Origin of the sequence: Occultella aeris, assembly GCF_902703175.1 — a bacterium.
Taxonomy (GTDB): domain Bacteria; phylum Actinomycetota; class Actinomycetes; order Actinomycetales; family Beutenbergiaceae; genus Occultella; species Occultella aeris.
Window position 1 is genome coordinate 1 of the sequence record NZ_CACRYJ010000054.1, and the last position, 17,318, is coordinate 17,318.

Genomic DNA, 17,318 nt, shown 5'->3' on the forward strand with positions numbered 1-17,318 from the left:
GGGCAGACCGGCCGTTACGACACGCCCACAAACGCCACCATCACCTCGGAGCCGATCCAGGCCCCGACACCCAGCCCATCGGTGGATCGAGGCTAAGGCACCAAGAGTCCGAGTCATCAGCAAGTCCGGCCGTGCCACCTGGACATCCAGTCGACCATGGCCAGGGTTGCCGCGCGGGTGCCCGAGCGAAACCGGCGAGACGCCCTCAGACTGTGCACATGCGTACCGTTGGTGTGGAGGAAGAACTGCTGCTTGTCGACGGCGAGACGGGGGTGGCCATGTCAATGTCGCCCGCGGTGCTCCGGCCGTTCGGCGGCGCCGCCGGCAACGACCAGGGCGGTGGATCCCTCGTCGGCGAGCTCCAGCGCGAACAGCTCGAGACGGACACACCTCCGCGCGAGAGCATGAACGATCTGCTCGCTGACCTGCGGTCGTGGCGGCACACGGCAGACCTGGCCGCGCGCGCAGCAGGCGCACGGGTCGCCGCGCTCGCCACCTCCCCCCTCCCGGTCCAGCCCTCGACCGCACCGAAACGTAGGTATGAGGAGATGGTGGAGCGCTTCGGCTTGACCGCCTCCGACCTACTCGTCTGCGGCTGCCACGTGCACGTGCAGATCCACTCGCCGGAGGAGGCCGTCGCGGTTCTGGACCGGATCCGGGTGTGGTTGCCCGCTCTCCTGGCCATCAGCGCGAACTCCCCGTTCGCGCAGGGCCGAGACACCTCCTACGCGAGCTACCGCAGCCAGGCGATGACCAGGTGGCCGTTGTCCGGGCCGACCGATGTGTACGGCTCGGCCGAGGCCTACGAACGGATGATCTCGGAAGCGCTGGCCACAGAGGTGCTCCTCGATGACGGCATGCTCTACTTCGATGCCCGCGCCTCTCGCCGGTACCCGACCGTCGAGGTACGCGTTGCGGACGTCTGCCAGGACGCCACCGACGCCGTGCTGGTGGCCGCCCTTAGTCGTGCCTTGGTGGAGACGGCGGCCCGGGACTCGGCGGACGGTCGCCCCGCCCCGGCCGTGCCCACCCGAATGTTGCGGCTCGCGACCTGGCAGGCCGCGCGTCACGGACTCGAGGGCAACCTCCTTGACCCGGCCACCTACCGGCCGGCGCCGGCCGCTGCCGTGATCGACACGTTGCTGGGCCATGTACGACCGGCACTCCTGGACAGCGGCGATTCGGACCTCGTCCACGACTCGCTCACACAACTGCGCGAAGGGGGCAATGGTGCACGCCTACAGCGCCGAACCCTCGAGCGGACCGGAAACCTGGCCGAGGTGGTCGCCGCGGCGGCTCGGCGGACGGCGGGGCATGAGTGAGCGCGCTCCACGAGGCCGATGTGGCCGGGCCCGGGTGGAGTCGTCGGCGATGCGGGCGCGGCTGGGTCTACCTCGATACCCAGGGAAAGCGCATCACACGCGACGCATTCCTGACCCGGTGCCGAGACCTGGTGATCCCGCCCGCGTGGCGGGATGTGTGGATCTGCCCCGACGAGCTCGGTCACATCCAGGCCGTCGGTACGGACGAGGCCGGCCGCCGACAGTACCTCTACCACCCCGTGTGGCGAGCGGAGCAGGACGCCGCCAAGCACGAACGCGTGCGTGAGATCGCCGACCGGCTGCCGGCCGCCCGTCGCAACGCGCGACGCGACCTGCGCCGACCCGGCATGCCTCGCGAGCGCGCACTCGCCGTCGCATTCCTGCTCCTGGATCAGGGCCTGTTCCGAATCGGCAGCGAGGCCTACACCGCCGACAACGGCAGCTTCGGCCTGGCGACCCTCCTCAAGCGACACGTCCGGATCACGAACGCGGGAATCGCCGTGTTCGACTACGTCGCCAAGTCCAGCCAGCACCGGCACGTCGAGATCGATGACCCCGAGGTGATCGATGCCGTCCGGGTGCTTCGCCGCCGACGCGGCGGCGGTCCCGAGCTGCTCGCCTACCGCGAGGGATCGGCCCGACGGGGCCCCTGGCGCGATCTGACCAGCGTGGATATCGGCGCGTACGTCAAGCGTCGCCTCGGGCCGGATGCCACCGCGAAGGACTTCCGCACCTGGCACGGCACCGTCCTGGCCGCCATCACACTCGCCCGGCATAGTGGGTCCGGGTCCGCATCAGAACGCGACCGGAGCGTGCGCGAGGCAGTGTCCGAGGTGGCCGAGCGACTCGGCAACACCCCGGCGGTAAGCCGATCCGCATACATCGACCCCAGGGTCCTCGAGGCGTACGAGGAGGACACCGTGCTCGCGAGCCTACCGGTGCCAGATGCGCCGCCAGCCACGCCGGCACCGCCGCGGATCGAAGCGGCCGTGCTGAAGGTGCTCGAATCGGATGAGGACTCCCCGTGAACGCTCCACGTGCGCCCTTCGCCAGGCGGACTTAGCGTGGAGAAACGCGGACCCACAGCGGGTACGCCACGAGATGGAGGGCTGTCATGGGTGTCGGCGACAAGATCAGCAACGCTGCCGAAGAGGCCAAGGGCAAGGTCAAGGAGGCCGCCGGCGACGCAACCGACAACGAGCGTCTGCAGGCCGAGGGCAAGACGGACCAGGCCAAAGCCAATGTCAAGAAGGCCGGCGAGGACGTCAAGGACGCCTTCAAGTAGAAGTCCCGGCCCGCAGGGCCCGCGGGGCGCACGATGCCCCTCGGGCATCCGCTCGCGACCTGACCCCCGTACACGTGGCCGCGCCGGTGTGGGCCCCAAGCTGCCCACCCGGTTTCGGACACGAACGGGATCTCGAGAACTCTCAAGCGTGGGCCATGCCGTGCTGTCCCCGTCCCTCACCGTCGTAGCGCGTCTCCGGGCACGGGCAACTGTGGCGATAACGTCGCACGCAGATCGCCTCGACCGGTACCCATTGGACCGGCCGCCGTCGGCTCGGGCCGCGGATGCGGGCGGCTGCTTCGCGGGTGATAGTGGTGAGATTCGATGGGAGGCAACCATGTTCGAGGCGGAGATGACGTGAGGGTCGCCGTGGTCGGGGCGAGCGGCAACGTGGGCACCGCGGTGTTGCGAGCCCTCGCGGAGGAGGACGCGGTGACCTCGGTGGTCGGCATCGCCCGACGGCCACCAGAGCCGACCCGGGAACCGTACCGCGGCATCGAGTGGCGAAGTGTGGACCTCGCCGTGCGTTCGGGAGTTGTGGACGCACTCACCGAGGCGTTCGAAGGTGCGGACGCCGTGATCCACCTGGTGTGGGCGATCCAGCCCAACACCGATCGTGACTACCTGCGCCGGGTCAACGTCGACGGCACCGAGCGGGTGGCAAGGGCCGCGGTGCGGGCAGGTGTGGCACACCTGGTGGTCGCCTCATCCCTGGCGGTCTATTCGCCGGTCGAGGACGACGTGCCACGCGATGAGTCGGCCGCCCACGGTGGCATCCGGTCGTCGCACTACAGCGTCGACAAGGTGGCGCAGGAGCGGTTGCTCGACGAGTTCGAGGCGGCTGCCAACCTCAGCATCACTCGGATACGGCCAGCCCTGATCTTCCAGGGCGATGCGGGCGCCCAGATCGTGCGCTACTTCCTCGGCCCGAACTTCCCGATGGCGCTTCTGCGCCCGGGCGCACTACCGACCGTGCCCCTGCCGAAAGGTCTGCGCGTGCAGGTGGTGCATGCCGACGACATCGGCCGCGCCTACGCCACCGTGGTGGTGCAACGGGCTGCCGGGGCCTTCAACGTCGCTGCCGCGGACACGCTGTGGCCGCGTGACCTGGCCAGGATCTTGGACCATGGACGCCACGTCGAGCTCCCACCCGAGGTCATTCGCCCGCTCATCCACTACGGCTGGCGGGCGCGAATGATCGCCGCGGACGCCGGTTGGCTCGACATGGCGATGGGTGCGCCGGTGATGGACACCTCCCGGATCCGCGGGCTCGGCTGGACAGAGCAGCACAGCGCCGAGGACACGCTGCGTGAGGTGTTGGTAGGGATGCGGGGGGCCCGGGGCATGCCCAGCCCCAGCCTGCGGCCGTATGACACCCGCTTCGGCGGGCCGATCGAGTCCCTCACGCCCCGGCCGACGGACCGCGCCGCCGACCGTGGGTTCCTCATGCTCCCGCCCGACGGTCTCGCCGCACGCGTGCCTGATCACGTCGATGCCGAACTGCTCGGCCTTTACCTGTCGGACCATCTCACGGGTGCGACCGCAGGCAGGGCACGGATCCAGCGGATGGCGCACGCATTCGCCGAGACGCCGATGGGCCCCGACCTGGCCGACATCAGTGACCAGATCACCCGGGAGCGCGAACTCCTGAGCGAGCTCATCCAACTCCTCGGCCTGCGACGGCGGCCGTACCGGCAAGCAGGTGCGTGGGTTGCCGAGCGCGTCGGACGCCTCAAGTTGAACGAGCGCATCGTCAGTCCCTCACCGATGACGCCGCTCCTGGAGGTCGAACTGATGCGCAGCGCGGTGATCGGCAAGGAGGGGGTCTGGCAGACACTCGAAAGCCTCGCCCTAGACCTCAAGATGCGCCCATCAGTGTTCGCTGACCTGGCTGCGGACGCCCGGAAGCAACAGACGGTCTTGTCCAACCTGCACGCACACCTGCGCCCCGATACCTTCGCCGCCGAGCCAGAAGAGGTGTCGGACCCGGACTCGGAGGCCCGAACGCCCGATCGCCGCTGACCAAACGAGTTTCAACCCCCGCAACACGGCCAGGCTTGCGTCGTGGTCGAGGAGGCGTTGGCACATCTCCTCGGTGAGGAAGGTCAACACCATCGCTGTCTCGGCCACACGACTACGCGTCGACACCCCGCTGATCACCAGCCGGTCCACACCGAGTCCGGTCAGGATGTCACGCAGCCCGGTGCTGGAACGCGTTGTCCCGGGTCTTCGCGACGTCGATCGTCCCATCAGTGTTCAGGCCGTCCAGGTACGCAGCCTGCTCCGTGCCTGCGAACGCGAAGCCCTCGCCGTCCTCAAGAATGTTCAGAGTCCAGGTCGACCTGTCTCGGCGTGCACAGTTCGGACCAGAATCACCGGGCGCCCCGCGCCGCGGGCGACGCGGATGCGTCGATTCGTTCGCTCGATCAGCACGCGCAGCGGCGAGGTCCGGATTCTCGAAGTAGGCGTTCTGCAGGACGCCGGTTCAATCATCTCGAACATCTCCTTGCCGTGGACGTCGGTGTCCAAAGTTGATCCGGTTCCGAGCTGTCAGGATCTCGTGGCCATCGCGTTTGTCGGTCACCTTGACCCCCAGTCGCCTTGCGGGGCCGCTGAGCGGCGCCTCAGTCCGGTCGCGACAGGTCCGCCGTCGCCGGACCCTCCAGCACCACGCCCGCCGGGGTGAACCTCGATCCGTGGAGTGGGCAGTCCCAAGTCTCTTCGGCGTCGTTCCAGTGCACGACGCCGCCGAGATGGGTACAGGTAGCCGAGACGGTCCGGGTCACGCCGTCGACGGTCGAGACCGCGGCCGGGTGCAATCCCGCCGCCCGCCCCACGCAGCCGACGCCCTCGAGCGGCGCCGCGTCAGGAAGCGATCGCAGAGCACTCACCCGGTCGCCGACCAGCGCGGCGGCGACGGTCGCGTTCTGCTTCATCGCGGCGCCGGTGCCCGCGACCTCGTGGCTGCTCCAACTGGCGAAGGCGTCTGCCCACGCGGGCGCTCCGGCGTCGATCAAGCCGGTGAGGACCTCGGCGGCCGCCACTCCAGTGGTCAGGCCCCATTTCGCGAAACCGGTCGCGATCAGGACCCGGTCGCTGGACGGCGTCAGCCTGCCGACGTAGGGAAGCGCGTCGACCGGGTGATAGTCCTGGGCGGACCACCGGTGCGTGATCTCCCCGTCCGGGTAGTGCCGCAGCGCCCAGTCCGCCAGCGCACGGCTGGCCGCCAGTTCGGACCCACCGCGGCCGACCGGGTGGGAGTTGCCTCCGACCAGCAAAGTCTCGCCCGTCGCACCCGGGGTGGTCCGGATCGAACGGAGGGGTGCGCCCGCGGACAGGTACATGTCCGACTGCTTCAAATCCGGTACCCGCAGCGCCAACGCGTAGGACCGCTCGGGTGAGACCCTCGCGAAGAAGCCACCACGATCGGCGACCGGGATCCCCGTGGCAAGGACCACGCGCTGAGCGCGCACGGAGCCGCGGCGTGTGGTCACCAGGTGATCGGGCCCGTCGTCGACGTCAGTGACCCGCGCATCGGTGAAGACCGTGACCCCGAGTGCGGTGGCGTCCGCGGCGAGTGCGGTGAGCAACTCGAGTGGGTTGAGCTGGGCCTGCTCGGCCAACACCACGCCGCCAGCGAACGGGAACGGTCCATCGGTTCGGCTGCGCCAGGTCACCGCAAGGCCGACGCTCTCGCAGACCCGCTGCTCGTCTTCGACTGCAGCCAACTCTTCGGGGCTCGCCGCGTAGGTCACCGCGTCAGGACGTTGCACGGCCACGCCGTGCTGTGCGCAGTATGCAAGCAGCCAATCCTGTCCGGCCCGGCCGCCCGCCACGTAGTGCGCGAGCAGTTCCAGGGACTGCGTGGTCGCGATCTCGGACTGCCGACGCCCTTGAAGAACCGAGACCTTCGCCGTCGATGCGCCAGTCGTTCCTGCACCGACGTGTCGCGCCTCCAGCACCGCGACGCGGCTGCCCCGCGCGGCGAGCATCACAGCCGTACTCAGCCCGGTGATCCCAGCCCCTACCACCACAACGTCATAGTCTCCCTGGACCGGCTCGGCCGGTGCGTGGGTCAACGGGTCGCGGGAGCGCCAGTAGGTCTCCACGGTTTACGCCTGCGGATCCAGGACGACCTTGACACAGCCGTCGAGTTTCTTCTGAAACATCCGGTATGCCCCAGGCGCTTCCTCCAGCGGCAGGCGGTGAGTCCGAAGGTCCAACACCCCCAACGGATCGTTCTCGTCCGTGACGAGCGGCAACAGCGCGTCGACCCAGCGGTGTACGTTCGCCTGCCCCATCCGCACCGTGAGCTGCTTGTCGAACATCTCCATCATCGGCAACGGATCGGCAGCGCCACCGTAGACGCCGGCGAGCGAGAGCGTTCCTCCGCGTCGCACCGCGCTGATGGCAGTGCGTAGCGCCGCCAGCCGGTCGATCCCGGCACGCTCCATCAACGGACGGCCGAGGACGCCGGGCAACGCACCTGCGACCTTCTGGGCACCCGCCGCGAACGGCGAGCCGTGCGCCTCCATCCCGACGGCGTCGATCACAGCATCAGGGCCCCGTCCGCCGGTGAGTGCGCGCAGGTTCTCCGGCAGGTCGTCGATCTGACGAAGGTCCAAGGTGTGTATCCCGTGTCGGACCGCCATGGCCAGCCGCTCCGGCACGAGATCGGCGGCGAACACCTCGCCGGCGCCGCGGTGCCGCGCGATCCGGGCACTCATCTGGCCAATTGGCCCAAGGCCGAGCACCAGCACGCTGGAGTTGGCGGACACGCCGGCGTACTCCACGGCCTGCCACGCCGTGGGCAGCACGTCCGAAAGATAGAGGTAGCGCTCGTCGACGCTGGCGTCGTCCGGCACCGGGATCGCACCGGCCTGTGCCTGCGGCACCCGCAAGTACTGCGCTTGGCCGCCTGGGATCTGCCCATACAACTTCGTGTAGCCGAACAGTGCCGCACCCTTGTCCTGGGAACGCACCTGCGTGGTCTCGCACTGAGTGTGCAAGCCGCGCTGACACATCCAGCAGGAGCCGCATGCGATCGGGAACGGGATCACCACACGGTCCCCTGGCACGATGCGGGTCACCTCTGCTCCGACCTCCTCCACGATGCCCATGGCCTCGTGACCGAGCACGTCGCCGGGGTCCAGAAACGCCCCCAGGACGCTGTAGAGGTGCAGGTCCGATCCACAGATCGCGGTCGACGTCACCTTGATGATGGCGTCGGTGGGCTCGTGGATGGCAGGATCTGGCACGTCCTGCACCTGGATGTCCTCGGTGCCCTGCCACGTCACGGCTCGCATCAGAAGACGGCCTTGCCGCCGGTCACGCCGAGCACCGTGCCACTGACGTAACTTGCCTCATCCGACGCCAGGAACACGAACGCCGAAGCGACCTCAACGGGCTGCCCCGGCCGGCCCAACGGCGTGTCGGCCCCGAAGCCCTCCACCTTCTGCGCATCGAACGTGCTCGGGATCAACGGCGTCCAGATCGGGCCCGGCGCCACCGCGTTCACCCGGATTCCCTGCGGCCCGAGATCCGCAGCCAGGTTGACCATCAGATTGTTCAGCGCCGCCTTCGTGGCCGCGTAGTCGAGCAACGGCTCGGACGGGTTGTAGGCCTGGATCGAGGTCGTGAATATCACGCTCGAGCCGTGGCCCAGATACGGCACCATAGCCTTCGTCAACCAGAAGCTCGCAAATACGTTGGTCTCGAACACCTGCTCCAACTGGCCACTCGGGAACTCTGTGATGCCACCGGGATGCGCCATCTGGAAACCAGCATTGTTGACCAAGATATGGATCTCGCCCAGTGCCTCCACGGCCGCGACTGCCAACTCACTGTTGGCATCCTCGGTCCGTTGATCGGTCGCAAACAGCACGCATTCTCGGCCGACCGCGTGCACGGCCGCCCGAGTGGCCTCGGCGTCCACCTGCTCCTGCGGCAGATAGGTGATCGCGACATCGGCACCCTCCTTCGCGAAGGCGATCGCGGTAGCCCGCCCGATCCCGGAGTCGCCACCCGTGATCAGCGCCTTCTTGCCGACCAAGCGCTCACGCCCGACGTAACTCTCCTCGCCGTGGTCGGGCGGCGGATCCATCTCCGAGGTGGCGCCGGGCCATGGCTGCTCCTGAGCGGGTACCTTCCTGGGCTTCGCATCGGGACTCATACACTCATCGTGTTCCGGTTCGCGCTCGTGCGCATCTGGTAGACCCGATGCCCGTCCTCACAGAGAAGTGAGATCCGCCGCCGCAGCGGTGGCGACGAGTGAGCGGCGGTGGGATCGTGGGTGGCATGGACAAGGAACGGGAGCGTCCGTCCGACGACGGCTACGACGCCGACCAGGACCCGGACTCCGATCCGGAACAATTGACGTCGCGTCAGATCGCGCAACAGCCAGATCAGGCCGAAGGCGAGGACGATCCCGCGAAGACGCGGGGTGAGTGACGTGCGGGCCAATGGGCCACGCAGGTCGATCACGATGCGTTCGCCGTGCATCGCGTGCGTTGCTGGTCGAAAGGAAATATCCCATGGCAATCTGTGACACCTGCGGCAACGACTACGACAAGCCACTGATCGTCACCCGCGGCGACGTGAGCGGCACGTTCGACAGCTTCGAGTGCGCAGCACACGCTCTCGCACCAGCTTGCGCGCACTGCGGCTGCCGGATCCTCGGCCACGGCGTCGAGAGCGAGCGGGCCATCTACTGCTGCGCCAATTGCGCCAGAACGGCCGGTGAGGACGCCCTTGCCGACCGGGCCTGACGCGATTCAGAACACTGGCAGGCCGCCGGTGACGCCCAGCACTGTTCCCGAGATGTAACTCGCCTCGTCGCTGGCCAGATGCACGAACGCGGTGGCAACCTCCACCGGCTGGATCGGCGTCCAGATCGGGCCAGGCGCCACGGCATCCACCCGAATGCCGCGCAGCCCCAGTTCGACTGCGAGGTTGACGGTGAAGTTTTTCAACGCGGCCTTCGTGGCGCCATCGTCCAGTTGGGCTGGGACGGTTCGAAAGCCTGGATCGAGTAGGTGTTGATGCCCCCGAGGCCCTCGAGCACATCTTCGGCGAGATCAATATTGGCCCGCTTTTCGCGCTGGTCGCAGACGAGCAGCACGCGTTGCCGGCCTGCCTTCTTCTCAACATGTCGACGGGTCGGTTCTGCGTCGTCCTGCTCCGCCGAAAGGTAGGCGATAGCGACGTCGGCGCCCTCCTTGGCGAACGCAATCGCGATGGTCCGGCCGATTCCCGAGTCTCCTCCTGTGATCAGTGCACGCTTGCCCCGCAACCGATCAGGTCCGAATTAGCCCTCCTCGCCGTGATCGGGATGGGCCGCAACCGTTCGGTGGACCGGGCCACGACTGCTCTTGAGCCGGGATGCCAACTTGAAATCACCAGCGCCGTCGCGGCGCCTGCCGCACCGATCGGGCGCATCACGCCTGCTGGCCGCGGTGTTCACCCTCGGCCAGTTCCTCGACCACCTTGCTGTTGAAGGCGGGTAGGTCGTTCGGGGTGCGGCTGCTCACCAGGCCGGCATCCACGACGACCTCTTCGTCGACCCATGTGGCTCCGGCATTCGTGAGATCGGTGCGCAAGCTCGGGTAGGACGTGATTGTGCGGCCCTTCAGCACGTCGGCCTCGGTGAGGATCCACCCCCCGTGGCAGATCACGCCCACCGGCTTGTGTTGGCCGAAGATATCCCTGACGAACGCCACCGACGCGGTATCCATTCGGAGATGGTCCCCGTTTACGACGCCGCCTGGTAGCACGAGTCCATCGAAATCTGACGACGAGGCCGCCCCCGAGGTGATGTCCACCGTCACCTCGTGTCCGTTCTTGCCCTTGATCGACCCCGACTCGGGTGAAATGAGGATCGCCTGCGCGCCTGCGTCGGTGACCGCCCCCCATGGGCCTGTCAACTCGCTGTCCTCGAAGCCGTTCGTCGCCAGGAAGGCGACCTTCTTTCCGGTGAGATCAGCCATAATGCCTCCTTCGTTCGTCGGATTCCCCCACGCTAGGCGTCGAGAGATACGTCCGCGATTCGGGCCCGATCGCGCCGCGCCGTTTGGGTGGCAGGGACCAGTTGGACTCGCGGATGTAGGCGCAGGAGCCTTACACACGAGCCTTGGACCCGGATGCGTGGCCCACCGAGACGGCATCCCAGTTCTCCGATGAGGTAGCGCACCGCCCGGGCGTCCGGGAACGTGGTCTGGCTCAGATCGATCGTGAGGTCAGCCTGTGGGTCCTCGTGCTCGACGATCTCGATCAGCAATTCGGCGACCGGCATCGACAACGGTCCATGGACGTCCAAGCCAGGGCCGGTGTCGCCATCCTTGACAAGCACGTAGGCGGAAGGTTCGTCGTTATCGAAGAGCATTCGACGACCCTCCGCGCCGAGCCCTTCGCGCTGACTGCGTCTGTCTGTGGTGAACCGGACCTTCGGCCGCTGCTTCGGCGCGGCTGACCAGATCGACTGGAGACTCCTCGCCTGTGGCGATGGCGACACTGACTTGGGAGTCGAAGGGGAACGATCCCTCCCATCGAGCTAGGCATCCGAGATGCCAGATCACGGCATCGGCGATATTCATCAGATGGAGGACCGGACCGGGGCAGGCCAAGGTGACCGAGCGATGGCCAACTTCGACGCTCAGCTCGGGAAAATACTCAGTGAGGAACGTGGCGACATCCGTCGCGACGGCCCGTAGTGCCGTGCAACGATCACCCTCGACCTCTTCCCGAAGTCGGAGGCCGATGCAGATCACCCCATGCGAGCAATCGGCGGCGATTCGTCCGCTCTGGTCAGAGTTGGTGGCCGGCCACGTCAGATCCGCGCCGAGCGCTGGTTGCAAGTTGCCCACGAGAACTCCCCGAACTTGTGGAGTTGCCGGGGGCAGGAGCAACTAGAGGCTTTCGGACCTTGGGACTGCTGCGTCCGTGCAGCGCTCCAGGGTTGTGCACAGAATACACCGCGGCGCCGGTCGATGCTCTGCCCACGCCCGGTCGCGGGCGTCGGCGTCCGATGGATCGCCCACAGTTCGACGCAAATGACCACGAGGGCACTCCACGGTTGGTCGCAGCGGTCGCGCGAGCAATCTCGGTGCGGTCGCTGTGCGATACCTACGAGCCATGGCAGTCGCACAGCCCAGCGGATCTGTGACAGGGCCGGGCCGTGCGGCTGCTGGACTGATGATGAGACCTTCCTTTGGGCACCGGTGGCGAATGGCACTGGGAGATCGTGGCGGTTGCATCCCTGACCACGACGAGCCCGATGATGATCGGCTCCCAGTGAACGACCCGAGACCCGCGTCCGTGACGTGGCCAAACCGCTCTGATCCCTCTTGAGCAGCGGGTGGCACTCGTCTGGGGTCTTCGAGATGCGTCCCCAGCTTGGGTGACACAGGCTTGAAGATCACCACCACAGACAGCGGAGGATGCGCCATGACTGCCGACAGCTCCAACCAAGCTGATCAACTCACGTTCGTCAGTCCGGTGGACCGCTACCCGTCGATCTCCCCTCCGGAGCAGCATCAGGAAGAGCCGGGCATTGAGTCGGAGATGGTGCCCCAACCTGACATCGGCGAGTTCAGTTATCGCGGCACGGGCAGGCTGATCGGACGCAAGGCTCTCGTCACCGGTGGTGACTCCGGTATCGGTGCGGCGACAGCCATCGCGTTCGCCCGTGAAGGCGCCGACGTCGCGATCACCTACCTGCCCGCCGAGGAGAGCGATGCCCAGGAAGTCGCCCGGATCATCAGCGAGAGCGGACGACGTGCCGTGACAATTCCCGGCGACCTGGTCGATCCCACGTTCTGCAGCCAACTGGTCGGGCTTGCCGTCGCAGAGCTCGGCGGCCTCGACATCCTGGTCAACAATGCCGGTAAGCAACTTGCTCGCGAGGGGCTTGCAGACATCCCAGACGAGCAGATGATGCAGACCTTCGAGGCGAACATCTTCGCCATGTTCCGCGTGACGAGGGCGGCTCTACCGCATCTGCAGGCTGGCTCCACGATCATCAACACCACCTCGATCCAGGCCTACCAGCCCTCACCCACGTTGCTCGACTATGCCTCGACTAAGGCAGCGATCAACAACTTCTCCAAGGGGCTCGCCGAGGAACTCGCGCCCAAGGGCATCCGCGTCAACGCCGTCGCGCCTGGTCCGATCTGGACAGTCCTGCAACCTAGCGAAGGACAACCAACGGAGGACCTGCCCAGCTTCGGCAAGAGCACCGGACTCGGCCGGGCCGGCCAACCCACCGAACTCGCTCCGGCCTACGTCTTCCTCGCCTCACCGGAGTCGAGTTACGTGGTCGGTGCAACCCTCCATGTCAACGGCGGTCAACCCACTCCCTGACACGATCTGTGGCCGATCCCGCGGTGCCACTGGCTGCGAACTGCCCGATTGACGGTCGCCCGGTGTGTCCGGACCAGGCCCGGTGAAGGGCGTGCCGAGCACAACGCCAGGACGTCCGGCAAGCCCGACGAGAGTCAGATAGATCACCACCTGTTCACTGTTCAGGTCGGCAAATCTCTCCTGAGAGGAAGCGTAAGAAGGAAGCCTGTCAGGATCTGCGTCCCGGTCTGGGTGACTCGCAACGCTGAAGAAGCTCGTCCCGGTTACGGTCCGCCCGCTCCGCCTCCGACTCGTCTCGCCCTGCTTTGTTGTCCCAAGTGACATCATGAATCCCTGCATCATCGCAGCGAGTCGGCCGTCACGCGCACGGTCTTCCAACCGGCTCGTGCGACGCGCGATTCCCGTCGTCTGCGCGACAGCACCAGCGATCCGAGGCGGCCGTGCCGCCGTGCCACCAGGATCAGTCGGCCCTAGACTCGACCGAAAGTCGGACGATCTCGATCAGGAGGCGCTCGGAATGGTCAACGAAGATCCACCGGACGACATTGTTGATGAGCAGCCCAACGGCGGCACGACGCATGCCACGCCTGGCTCCGGAAACCCCGCACTCGTCGTCTCGCGCGCCGATCGGGCAGGTCCCGGCGAGACACCGCTGACGTTTCCGCTGGACGCTGAGGAGATCACAGTCGGCTCCGGTGCCGACCAGGATATCCGGCTCGAAGGTCTGGAGACCCATCACCTGACGATCTATCACGACCAACGTGATGAGTACCGCGTGCGGCCGTCCGGCCACATCGAGGGCGGCTCCGTCGCCGAACCAGCGGACCGCGTGCTGCGAACCGGCGCCAGAGTCGCGGCCGGACCATGGGAGATGACCTTTCAACGAGCGGAGTACGCCGACCACGGGCGACCCTTCGGTGGTCGTGAGGGCGGCGAACTCGCGGACAACGTCACCCAACCGCCGCGCCCTGCAGATCGAGGCACCCGATCCAACCCAGGAATCCAGTCCCGCCAGGAGGACTGACGCCCACCCGCCCCGCACCAAGCCATCGCGAGGCGGTAAGCAGTGGTGCGCCTCGAGGGTGAAGCCCTGGGACTGACGCAGAACCGCGGGACCCGTGATTCGCAGCGCTGTACAGCCTCCCGGGTCCGCGTCGGAATCCGCCCATCTGCCTCCTGAGTGCCGCCGCACCCATGATGCCTCGTCGTGCGGCGCCGTCCGAACCGCGATTAGATGCGTGTGAAGGGAGATCGACATGGATGCCTCGACGATTCTCTGGATCGTGGTTGCCGTGGCTGGTGTGTTCCTGATCGTCGCGATCGTGTGGGGCGTCACCGGCCGTAGCCGCAAGGAACGGGCGCTGGAGCACCAGCGCGCGAGGGCCGCAGATCTCCGGCGTGAGGGGGAGGCGGCCGCGCTCGACGCGCAGCGTCGGGAGGCGGAGGTCTCCCGGGCCGCCGCCGACGCGAAGCAGCAGGACGCGAACGCGGCAGTCGCGGAGGCGGACGCCGCCAGCGCGGCTGCGGAAGCTGAGCGTGCCCGCGTCGACGCGGAGAACCGCCGGCGCGAGTCGCAGGCCCGTGAGGCCGACGCTCAGGTGGCGCGTGCTGAGGCCGAGGAACGCCTGCGCGAGGCCGATCGGGCCGACCCGGATGTGCCCGAAGGCCAGGAAGCCCCGCTGCAGACAGTGGGCAGGACTCCCGAGGCTGCCGAGGACCCGGCGGTGGAGACAGGCACGGCCCGCGCGACACCGACGGACGCCGATGCGACCCGCCCGGGAGTGCATCACCGCCCCGCCGTTACCGATCGTTCAACCGCCCGTGAGGAGGTCGAACCGTCTGTGGGCGCGGCGCGGCCGGTAGACGAGCCCGACGTCGAGCGTGGCACCGACCGTCCACCGGTCTGACGGCGCCCGACGGGCATGTCAACCATGTGTCAGTTCTACTGCCACTGCGGACCTACCGCTGCTCACGCCTGCGTATCAACCTGAAGCCAGGTGTCGGCGGATACTTGCCGCAAGACCTCGGCGTTGCTTCTTCTGTGTTGTGGAGCTAAGGGGATTCGAACCCCTGACCTCTTCCATGCCATGGAAGCGCGCTACCAACTGCGCCATAGCCCCGTGTGGGAGCCCCGGAGGGCGTTGCTAGTTTAGACGATGCGGGCCGCAACTGCGAAATCGGCTTCGCGCACCCCGACGTTGTGGGCGGACAACCGCCAGCTCGGTCGCTGGCCGTCGTTCGTGCGCAGCACCGACCAGTGGCAGTTGCCGATGCCGGTGATGCCCCGCCAGACCTCGGGATCCTGGCCGATCAGGGACGTGATCCCGGCACTGATGGCCGCGCCGTGGGAGACGATCACGAGGATCTCGTGCTCGCCGAGCGGCTCGGCGGCCGCGAGCACGGCCTCGGCGAACCTGTGACCGACCTCACGTCGCGTTTCGGCGTTGATGCCCGCGGGGTGGTCGCCGGCGTTCCAGGCGGCGAACGCGTCGGGCCAGCCGGCCTCGATGTCCGGGTGGGTCAGACCTTCCCAGTCACCGAAGCTGCGCTCGCGCAGCCTGACGTCGATGGCTACCTCGACCTCGACGATCTCGGCGAGGGTGCGTGCGGTCTCGTGGGCTCGCACGAGGTCGGAGGCGACGATCCGAGCGGGCCGCAGCTGGGCGAGCACGGGTGCCGCGGCGGCGGCCTGCGCCTGCCCGCGTTCGTTGAGGGCGATGTCAACCTGCCCCTGCAGCCGTCCGGTCGCGTTGTAGTCCGTCTGGCCGTGCCGCCAGAGCAGGATGGTGCCGGCGCTCATGCCTGCTCGCCGGCTGGACCTGCCTGCACCTCGTCCGCACTGTGACCGTGGACGTCCGCCGGCAGCTCGACCACTGGGCAGTCCTTCCAGAGCCGTTCCAGGGCGTAGAACTCCCGGTCCTCGTCGTGCTGGACGTGAACGACGATGTCCCCGAAGTCCAGCAGCACCCAGCGTCCTTCGGCGACGCCCTCCTTTCGGACGGCCTTGGCGCCCTCCTTCTCGAGAGCATCCTCCACGGCGTCGACGATCGCCTTCACCTGGCGTTCGCTGGAGCCGGACGCCACGACGAAGACGTCGGTCAGAACGAGTCGCTCGGAGACGTCGAGCGCGATGATCTCGCGGGCCAACAGGTCGGCGGCGGCGCGGGCGGCGGCGATCGCCAGGTGGATGGCGCGGTCATCAGCGGGCACGGTGCTCCTCGGTATCGGTCAGGCAGTGGGTCGACAAGGGCGCACCACCCGACTATGGGCAGGTCGCGTCCTCGGCCAGTCTATGCGGCAGGCGTGCCACCGGCTCCAGACCCCGGAGAAGACGCGACTCCCGTGGTCAGGGCAGCGAGTCCGTCGCCACCGAACACATTGCCGCTGGCGACCTGCCAGACGAGCAGTCCGAGTACGAGACCGACGAGGATCAGGACGATGATCTGGAGCGCTCGCAGCCATGCGGGTGTGCGCTCCTCGTCATCGTCCTCGTCCTCGTCCTCGTCCTCGTCCTCGTAATCATCGAGCTCGTCGAAGAACTCCTCCCGGGCGCCGGCGGTCGCGGCAGCCTCGGGCTGTTCGTCCGCCGCGGGCTCGGGTTCGCCGGAGATGACGCTCGCCCACCTCGGCCGCATGTCGAACGCGTCGTCCTCGTCCTCGGGATCCTCGGGGTCCGTCGACGCCGTCGGGGCGGGAGCGCCCTGATTCGCGGCAGGCACGTCGGCAGGTGCCGCGGCGGCCTCGTAGTTCCGCTGGGAGCGACGGGTGGAGGGCAACGGTCCGCCGTCGTACAACAGGTCGGCCTCGGCTTCTGCCGGTTCGTCGGACTGCACCGGCAGCACCGCTGTCTCGTCCGGCGCGTCGGATCCCCAGACGGACGCCGCGTCCGTGGTGGGCAGTGGCCCGGGGGTCGCCGCAGGCGACCGCTCGGCCACGATCTCGGCGCGGAGCGGCTCCGGCGCCGCGTCAGGTGCGGCGTTGATGTCGCGCACGGCACGCTGGATCGGGGTCAGTCCCCCGGTCTCGTCCAGGCCACGGGTGGCCCGCGCCGCCGCGGGCGGGCGCACCACGGGACGGCGCCCTGTGCTCGTCCGCTCGCTGGGGGATTCCGGGGTGGTCGGCTCAGCGTCCGCGCTGGCCTGCTTGGCGCGCAACGACCGCCGTGACACCGCGCCGAACTCGCCGGTCGTCGCAGCGGACTCGGCTGACGGCGCACCCGCCCTGGGCACACCGGCGGAGGAGTCCTCGTCGGCGTCGGCGATGGCAGCGCCGGCCGTCGGGTCGTCGCTGGTCGGGGCTGCGTCGTCCGAGGTGACCGACGCCGACGAGGACTCCTCCGCCGGTGTGCCCAGGGC

The 17,318-nt window shown here is 67.9% G+C and carries 19 protein-coding genes, 1 tRNA gene and 1 pseudogene; 10 read left to right on the top strand and 11 right to left on the bottom strand.

Features of this window, described 5'->3' with window-relative positions:
- The first annotated feature begins 218 nt into the window (after positions 1-218).
- The 4 genes from HALOF300_RS18390 to HALOF300_RS18405 all read left to right on the top strand — a co-directional run bounded on the left by HALOF300_RS18390 (position 219) and on the right by HALOF300_RS18405 (position 4,629).
- On the top strand, positions 219-1,322 hold the full coding sequence (locus tag HALOF300_RS18390; protein WP_156742372.1) for a carboxylate-amine ligase: 1,104 nt from the start codon (positions 219-221) through the stop codon (positions 1,320-1,322).
- A gap of 20 nt (positions 1,323-1,342) precedes the next feature.
- Positions 1,343-2,350, top strand: coding sequence for a DNA topoisomerase IB (locus HALOF300_RS18395; protein ID WP_331716245.1), 1,008 nt, complete (start codon positions 1,343-1,345; stop codon positions 2,348-2,350).
- Positions 2,351-2,436: 86 nt separating this feature from the next.
- A complete protein-coding gene (locus HALOF300_RS18400) occupies positions 2,437-2,607 on the top strand; it encodes a CsbD family protein (protein ID WP_156742374.1) in 171 nt (56 codons plus the stop codon).
- Between the two features lie 357 nt (positions 2,608-2,964).
- On the top strand, positions 2,965-4,629 hold the full coding sequence (locus tag HALOF300_RS18405; RefSeq protein WP_156742375.1) for an NAD-dependent epimerase/dehydratase family protein: 1,665 nt from the start codon (positions 2,965-2,967) through the stop codon (positions 4,627-4,629).
- A 602-nt stretch (positions 4,630-5,231) separates the two neighbouring features.
- On the opposite strand, the gene HALOF300_RS18410 is transcribed toward HALOF300_RS18405, so the two are convergent.
- From HALOF300_RS18410 to HALOF300_RS18420, 3 genes are read right to left on the bottom strand one after another with little or no spacing between them, the layout of a single operon-like run.
- Positions 5,232-6,716: an FAD-dependent oxidoreductase gene (locus tag HALOF300_RS18410; RefSeq protein WP_156742376.1), complete on the bottom strand. Its 1,485-nt coding sequence runs from the start codon at positions 6,714-6,716 to the stop codon at positions 5,232-5,234.
- A 3-nt stretch (positions 6,717-6,719) separates the two neighbouring features.
- Positions 6,720-7,913, bottom strand: coding sequence for a zinc-dependent alcohol dehydrogenase (locus HALOF300_RS18415; RefSeq protein WP_156742377.1), 1,194 nt, complete (start codon positions 7,911-7,913; stop codon positions 6,720-6,722).
- Positions 7,913-8,710 (bottom strand): SDR family oxidoreductase, encoded by a 798-nt coding sequence (locus HALOF300_RS18420; protein ID WP_331716244.1) that lies wholly within the window; start codon positions 8,708-8,710, stop codon positions 7,913-7,915. Before HALOF300_RS18420 ends, HALOF300_RS18415 begins: the two co-directional genes overlap by 1 nt.
- Positions 8,711-8,904: 194 nt before the next feature.
- Between HALOF300_RS18420 and HALOF300_RS27090 the strand changes: the two genes are divergently transcribed.
- Both HALOF300_RS27090 and HALOF300_RS18425 read left to right on the top strand, forming a co-directional pair.
- On the top strand, positions 8,905-9,057 hold the full coding sequence (locus HALOF300_RS27090; RefSeq protein WP_197522665.1) for a hypothetical protein: 153 nt from the start codon (positions 8,905-8,907) through the stop codon (positions 9,055-9,057).
- 83 nt (positions 9,058-9,140) lie between these two features.
- The gene (locus HALOF300_RS18425; RefSeq protein WP_156742379.1) at positions 9,141-9,374 is read left to right on the top strand and encodes a hypothetical protein; all 234 of its coding nucleotides are present in this window, start codon (positions 9,141-9,143) and stop codon (positions 9,372-9,374) included.
- Positions 9,375-9,380: 6 nt separating this feature from the next.
- On the opposite strand, the gene HALOF300_RS27750 is transcribed toward HALOF300_RS18425, so the two are convergent.
- The 3 genes from HALOF300_RS27750 to HALOF300_RS18435 form a co-directional block, all read right to left on the bottom strand.
- Positions 9,381-9,578 carry a Rossmann-fold NAD(P)-binding domain-containing protein gene (locus tag HALOF300_RS27750; RefSeq protein ID WP_408636953.1) on the bottom strand — a complete coding sequence of 66 codons (198 nt, stop codon included), beginning with the start codon at positions 9,576-9,578 and terminating at the stop codon, positions 9,381-9,383.
- Positions 9,575-9,898 carry an SDR family NAD(P)-dependent oxidoreductase gene (locus tag HALOF300_RS27755; protein ID WP_408636954.1) on the bottom strand — a complete coding sequence of 108 codons (324 nt, stop codon included), beginning with the start codon at positions 9,896-9,898 and terminating at the stop codon, positions 9,575-9,577. The genes HALOF300_RS27750 and HALOF300_RS27755 overlap by 4 nt, the downstream gene beginning before the upstream one ends.
- 145 nt (positions 9,899-10,043) lie before the next feature.
- Positions 10,044-10,592 (bottom strand): type 1 glutamine amidotransferase domain-containing protein, encoded by a 549-nt coding sequence (locus HALOF300_RS18435; protein WP_156742380.1) that lies wholly within the window; start codon positions 10,590-10,592, stop codon positions 10,044-10,046.
- A 143-nt stretch (positions 10,593-10,735) separates the two neighbouring features.
- Here HALOF300_RS18435 and HALOF300_RS18440 point away from each other — a divergent pair, with 143 nt between their 5' ends.
- Both HALOF300_RS18440 and HALOF300_RS18445 read left to right on the top strand, forming a co-directional pair.
- Positions 10,736-11,074, top strand: a complete 339-nt coding sequence (locus tag HALOF300_RS18440; RefSeq protein ID WP_156742381.1) for a hypothetical protein — start codon at positions 10,736-10,738, stop codon at positions 11,072-11,074.
- Positions 11,075-12,048: 974 nt separating this feature from the next.
- A complete protein-coding gene (locus HALOF300_RS18445; RefSeq protein WP_156742382.1) occupies positions 12,049-12,963 on the top strand; it encodes an SDR family oxidoreductase in 915 nt (304 codons plus the stop codon).
- A 161-nt stretch (positions 12,964-13,124) separates the two neighbouring features.
- Here HALOF300_RS18445 and HALOF300_RS27760 read toward each other — a convergent pair whose 3' ends face one another.
- Positions 13,125-13,205 carry a DUF6328 family protein gene (locus tag HALOF300_RS27760; RefSeq protein ID WP_408636955.1) on the bottom strand — a complete coding sequence of 27 codons (81 nt, stop codon included), beginning with the start codon at positions 13,203-13,205 and terminating at the stop codon, positions 13,125-13,127.
- An 83-nt stretch (positions 13,206-13,288) separates the two neighbouring features.
- Between HALOF300_RS27760 and HALOF300_RS18450 the strand changes: the two genes are divergently transcribed.
- Entirely contained in the window at positions 13,289-13,987 is a 699-nt protein-coding gene (locus HALOF300_RS18450; RefSeq protein WP_156742383.1) for an FHA domain-containing protein, read from the top strand.
- Positions 13,988-14,219: 232 nt separating this feature from the next.
- Positions 14,220-14,870: a hypothetical protein gene (locus HALOF300_RS18455; protein ID WP_156742384.1), complete on the top strand. Its 651-nt coding sequence runs from the start codon at positions 14,220-14,222 to the stop codon at positions 14,868-14,870.
- A 140-nt stretch (positions 14,871-15,010) separates the two neighbouring features.
- On the opposite strand, the gene HALOF300_RS18460 is transcribed toward HALOF300_RS18455, so the two are convergent.
- The 4 genes and pseudogenes from HALOF300_RS18460 to HALOF300_RS27095 all read right to left on the bottom strand — a co-directional run.
- Positions 15,011-15,083 (bottom strand) — tRNA-Ala (locus HALOF300_RS18460).
- Positions 15,084-15,112: 29 nt separating this feature from the next.
- Positions 15,113-15,763 (bottom strand): histidine phosphatase family protein, encoded by a 651-nt coding sequence (locus tag HALOF300_RS18465; protein WP_156742385.1) that lies wholly within the window; start codon positions 15,761-15,763, stop codon positions 15,113-15,115.
- The gene (rsfS, locus tag HALOF300_RS18470; RefSeq protein ID WP_156742386.1) at positions 15,760-16,173 is read right to left on the bottom strand and encodes a ribosome silencing factor; all 414 of its coding nucleotides are present in this window, start codon (positions 16,171-16,173) and stop codon (positions 15,760-15,762) included. The genes HALOF300_RS18465 and rsfS overlap by 4 nt, the downstream gene beginning before the upstream one ends.
- Before the next feature lie 80 nt (positions 16,174-16,253).
- Positions 16,254-17,318: pseudogene (locus tag HALOF300_RS27095) on the bottom strand (hypothetical protein); the annotation flags it as partial.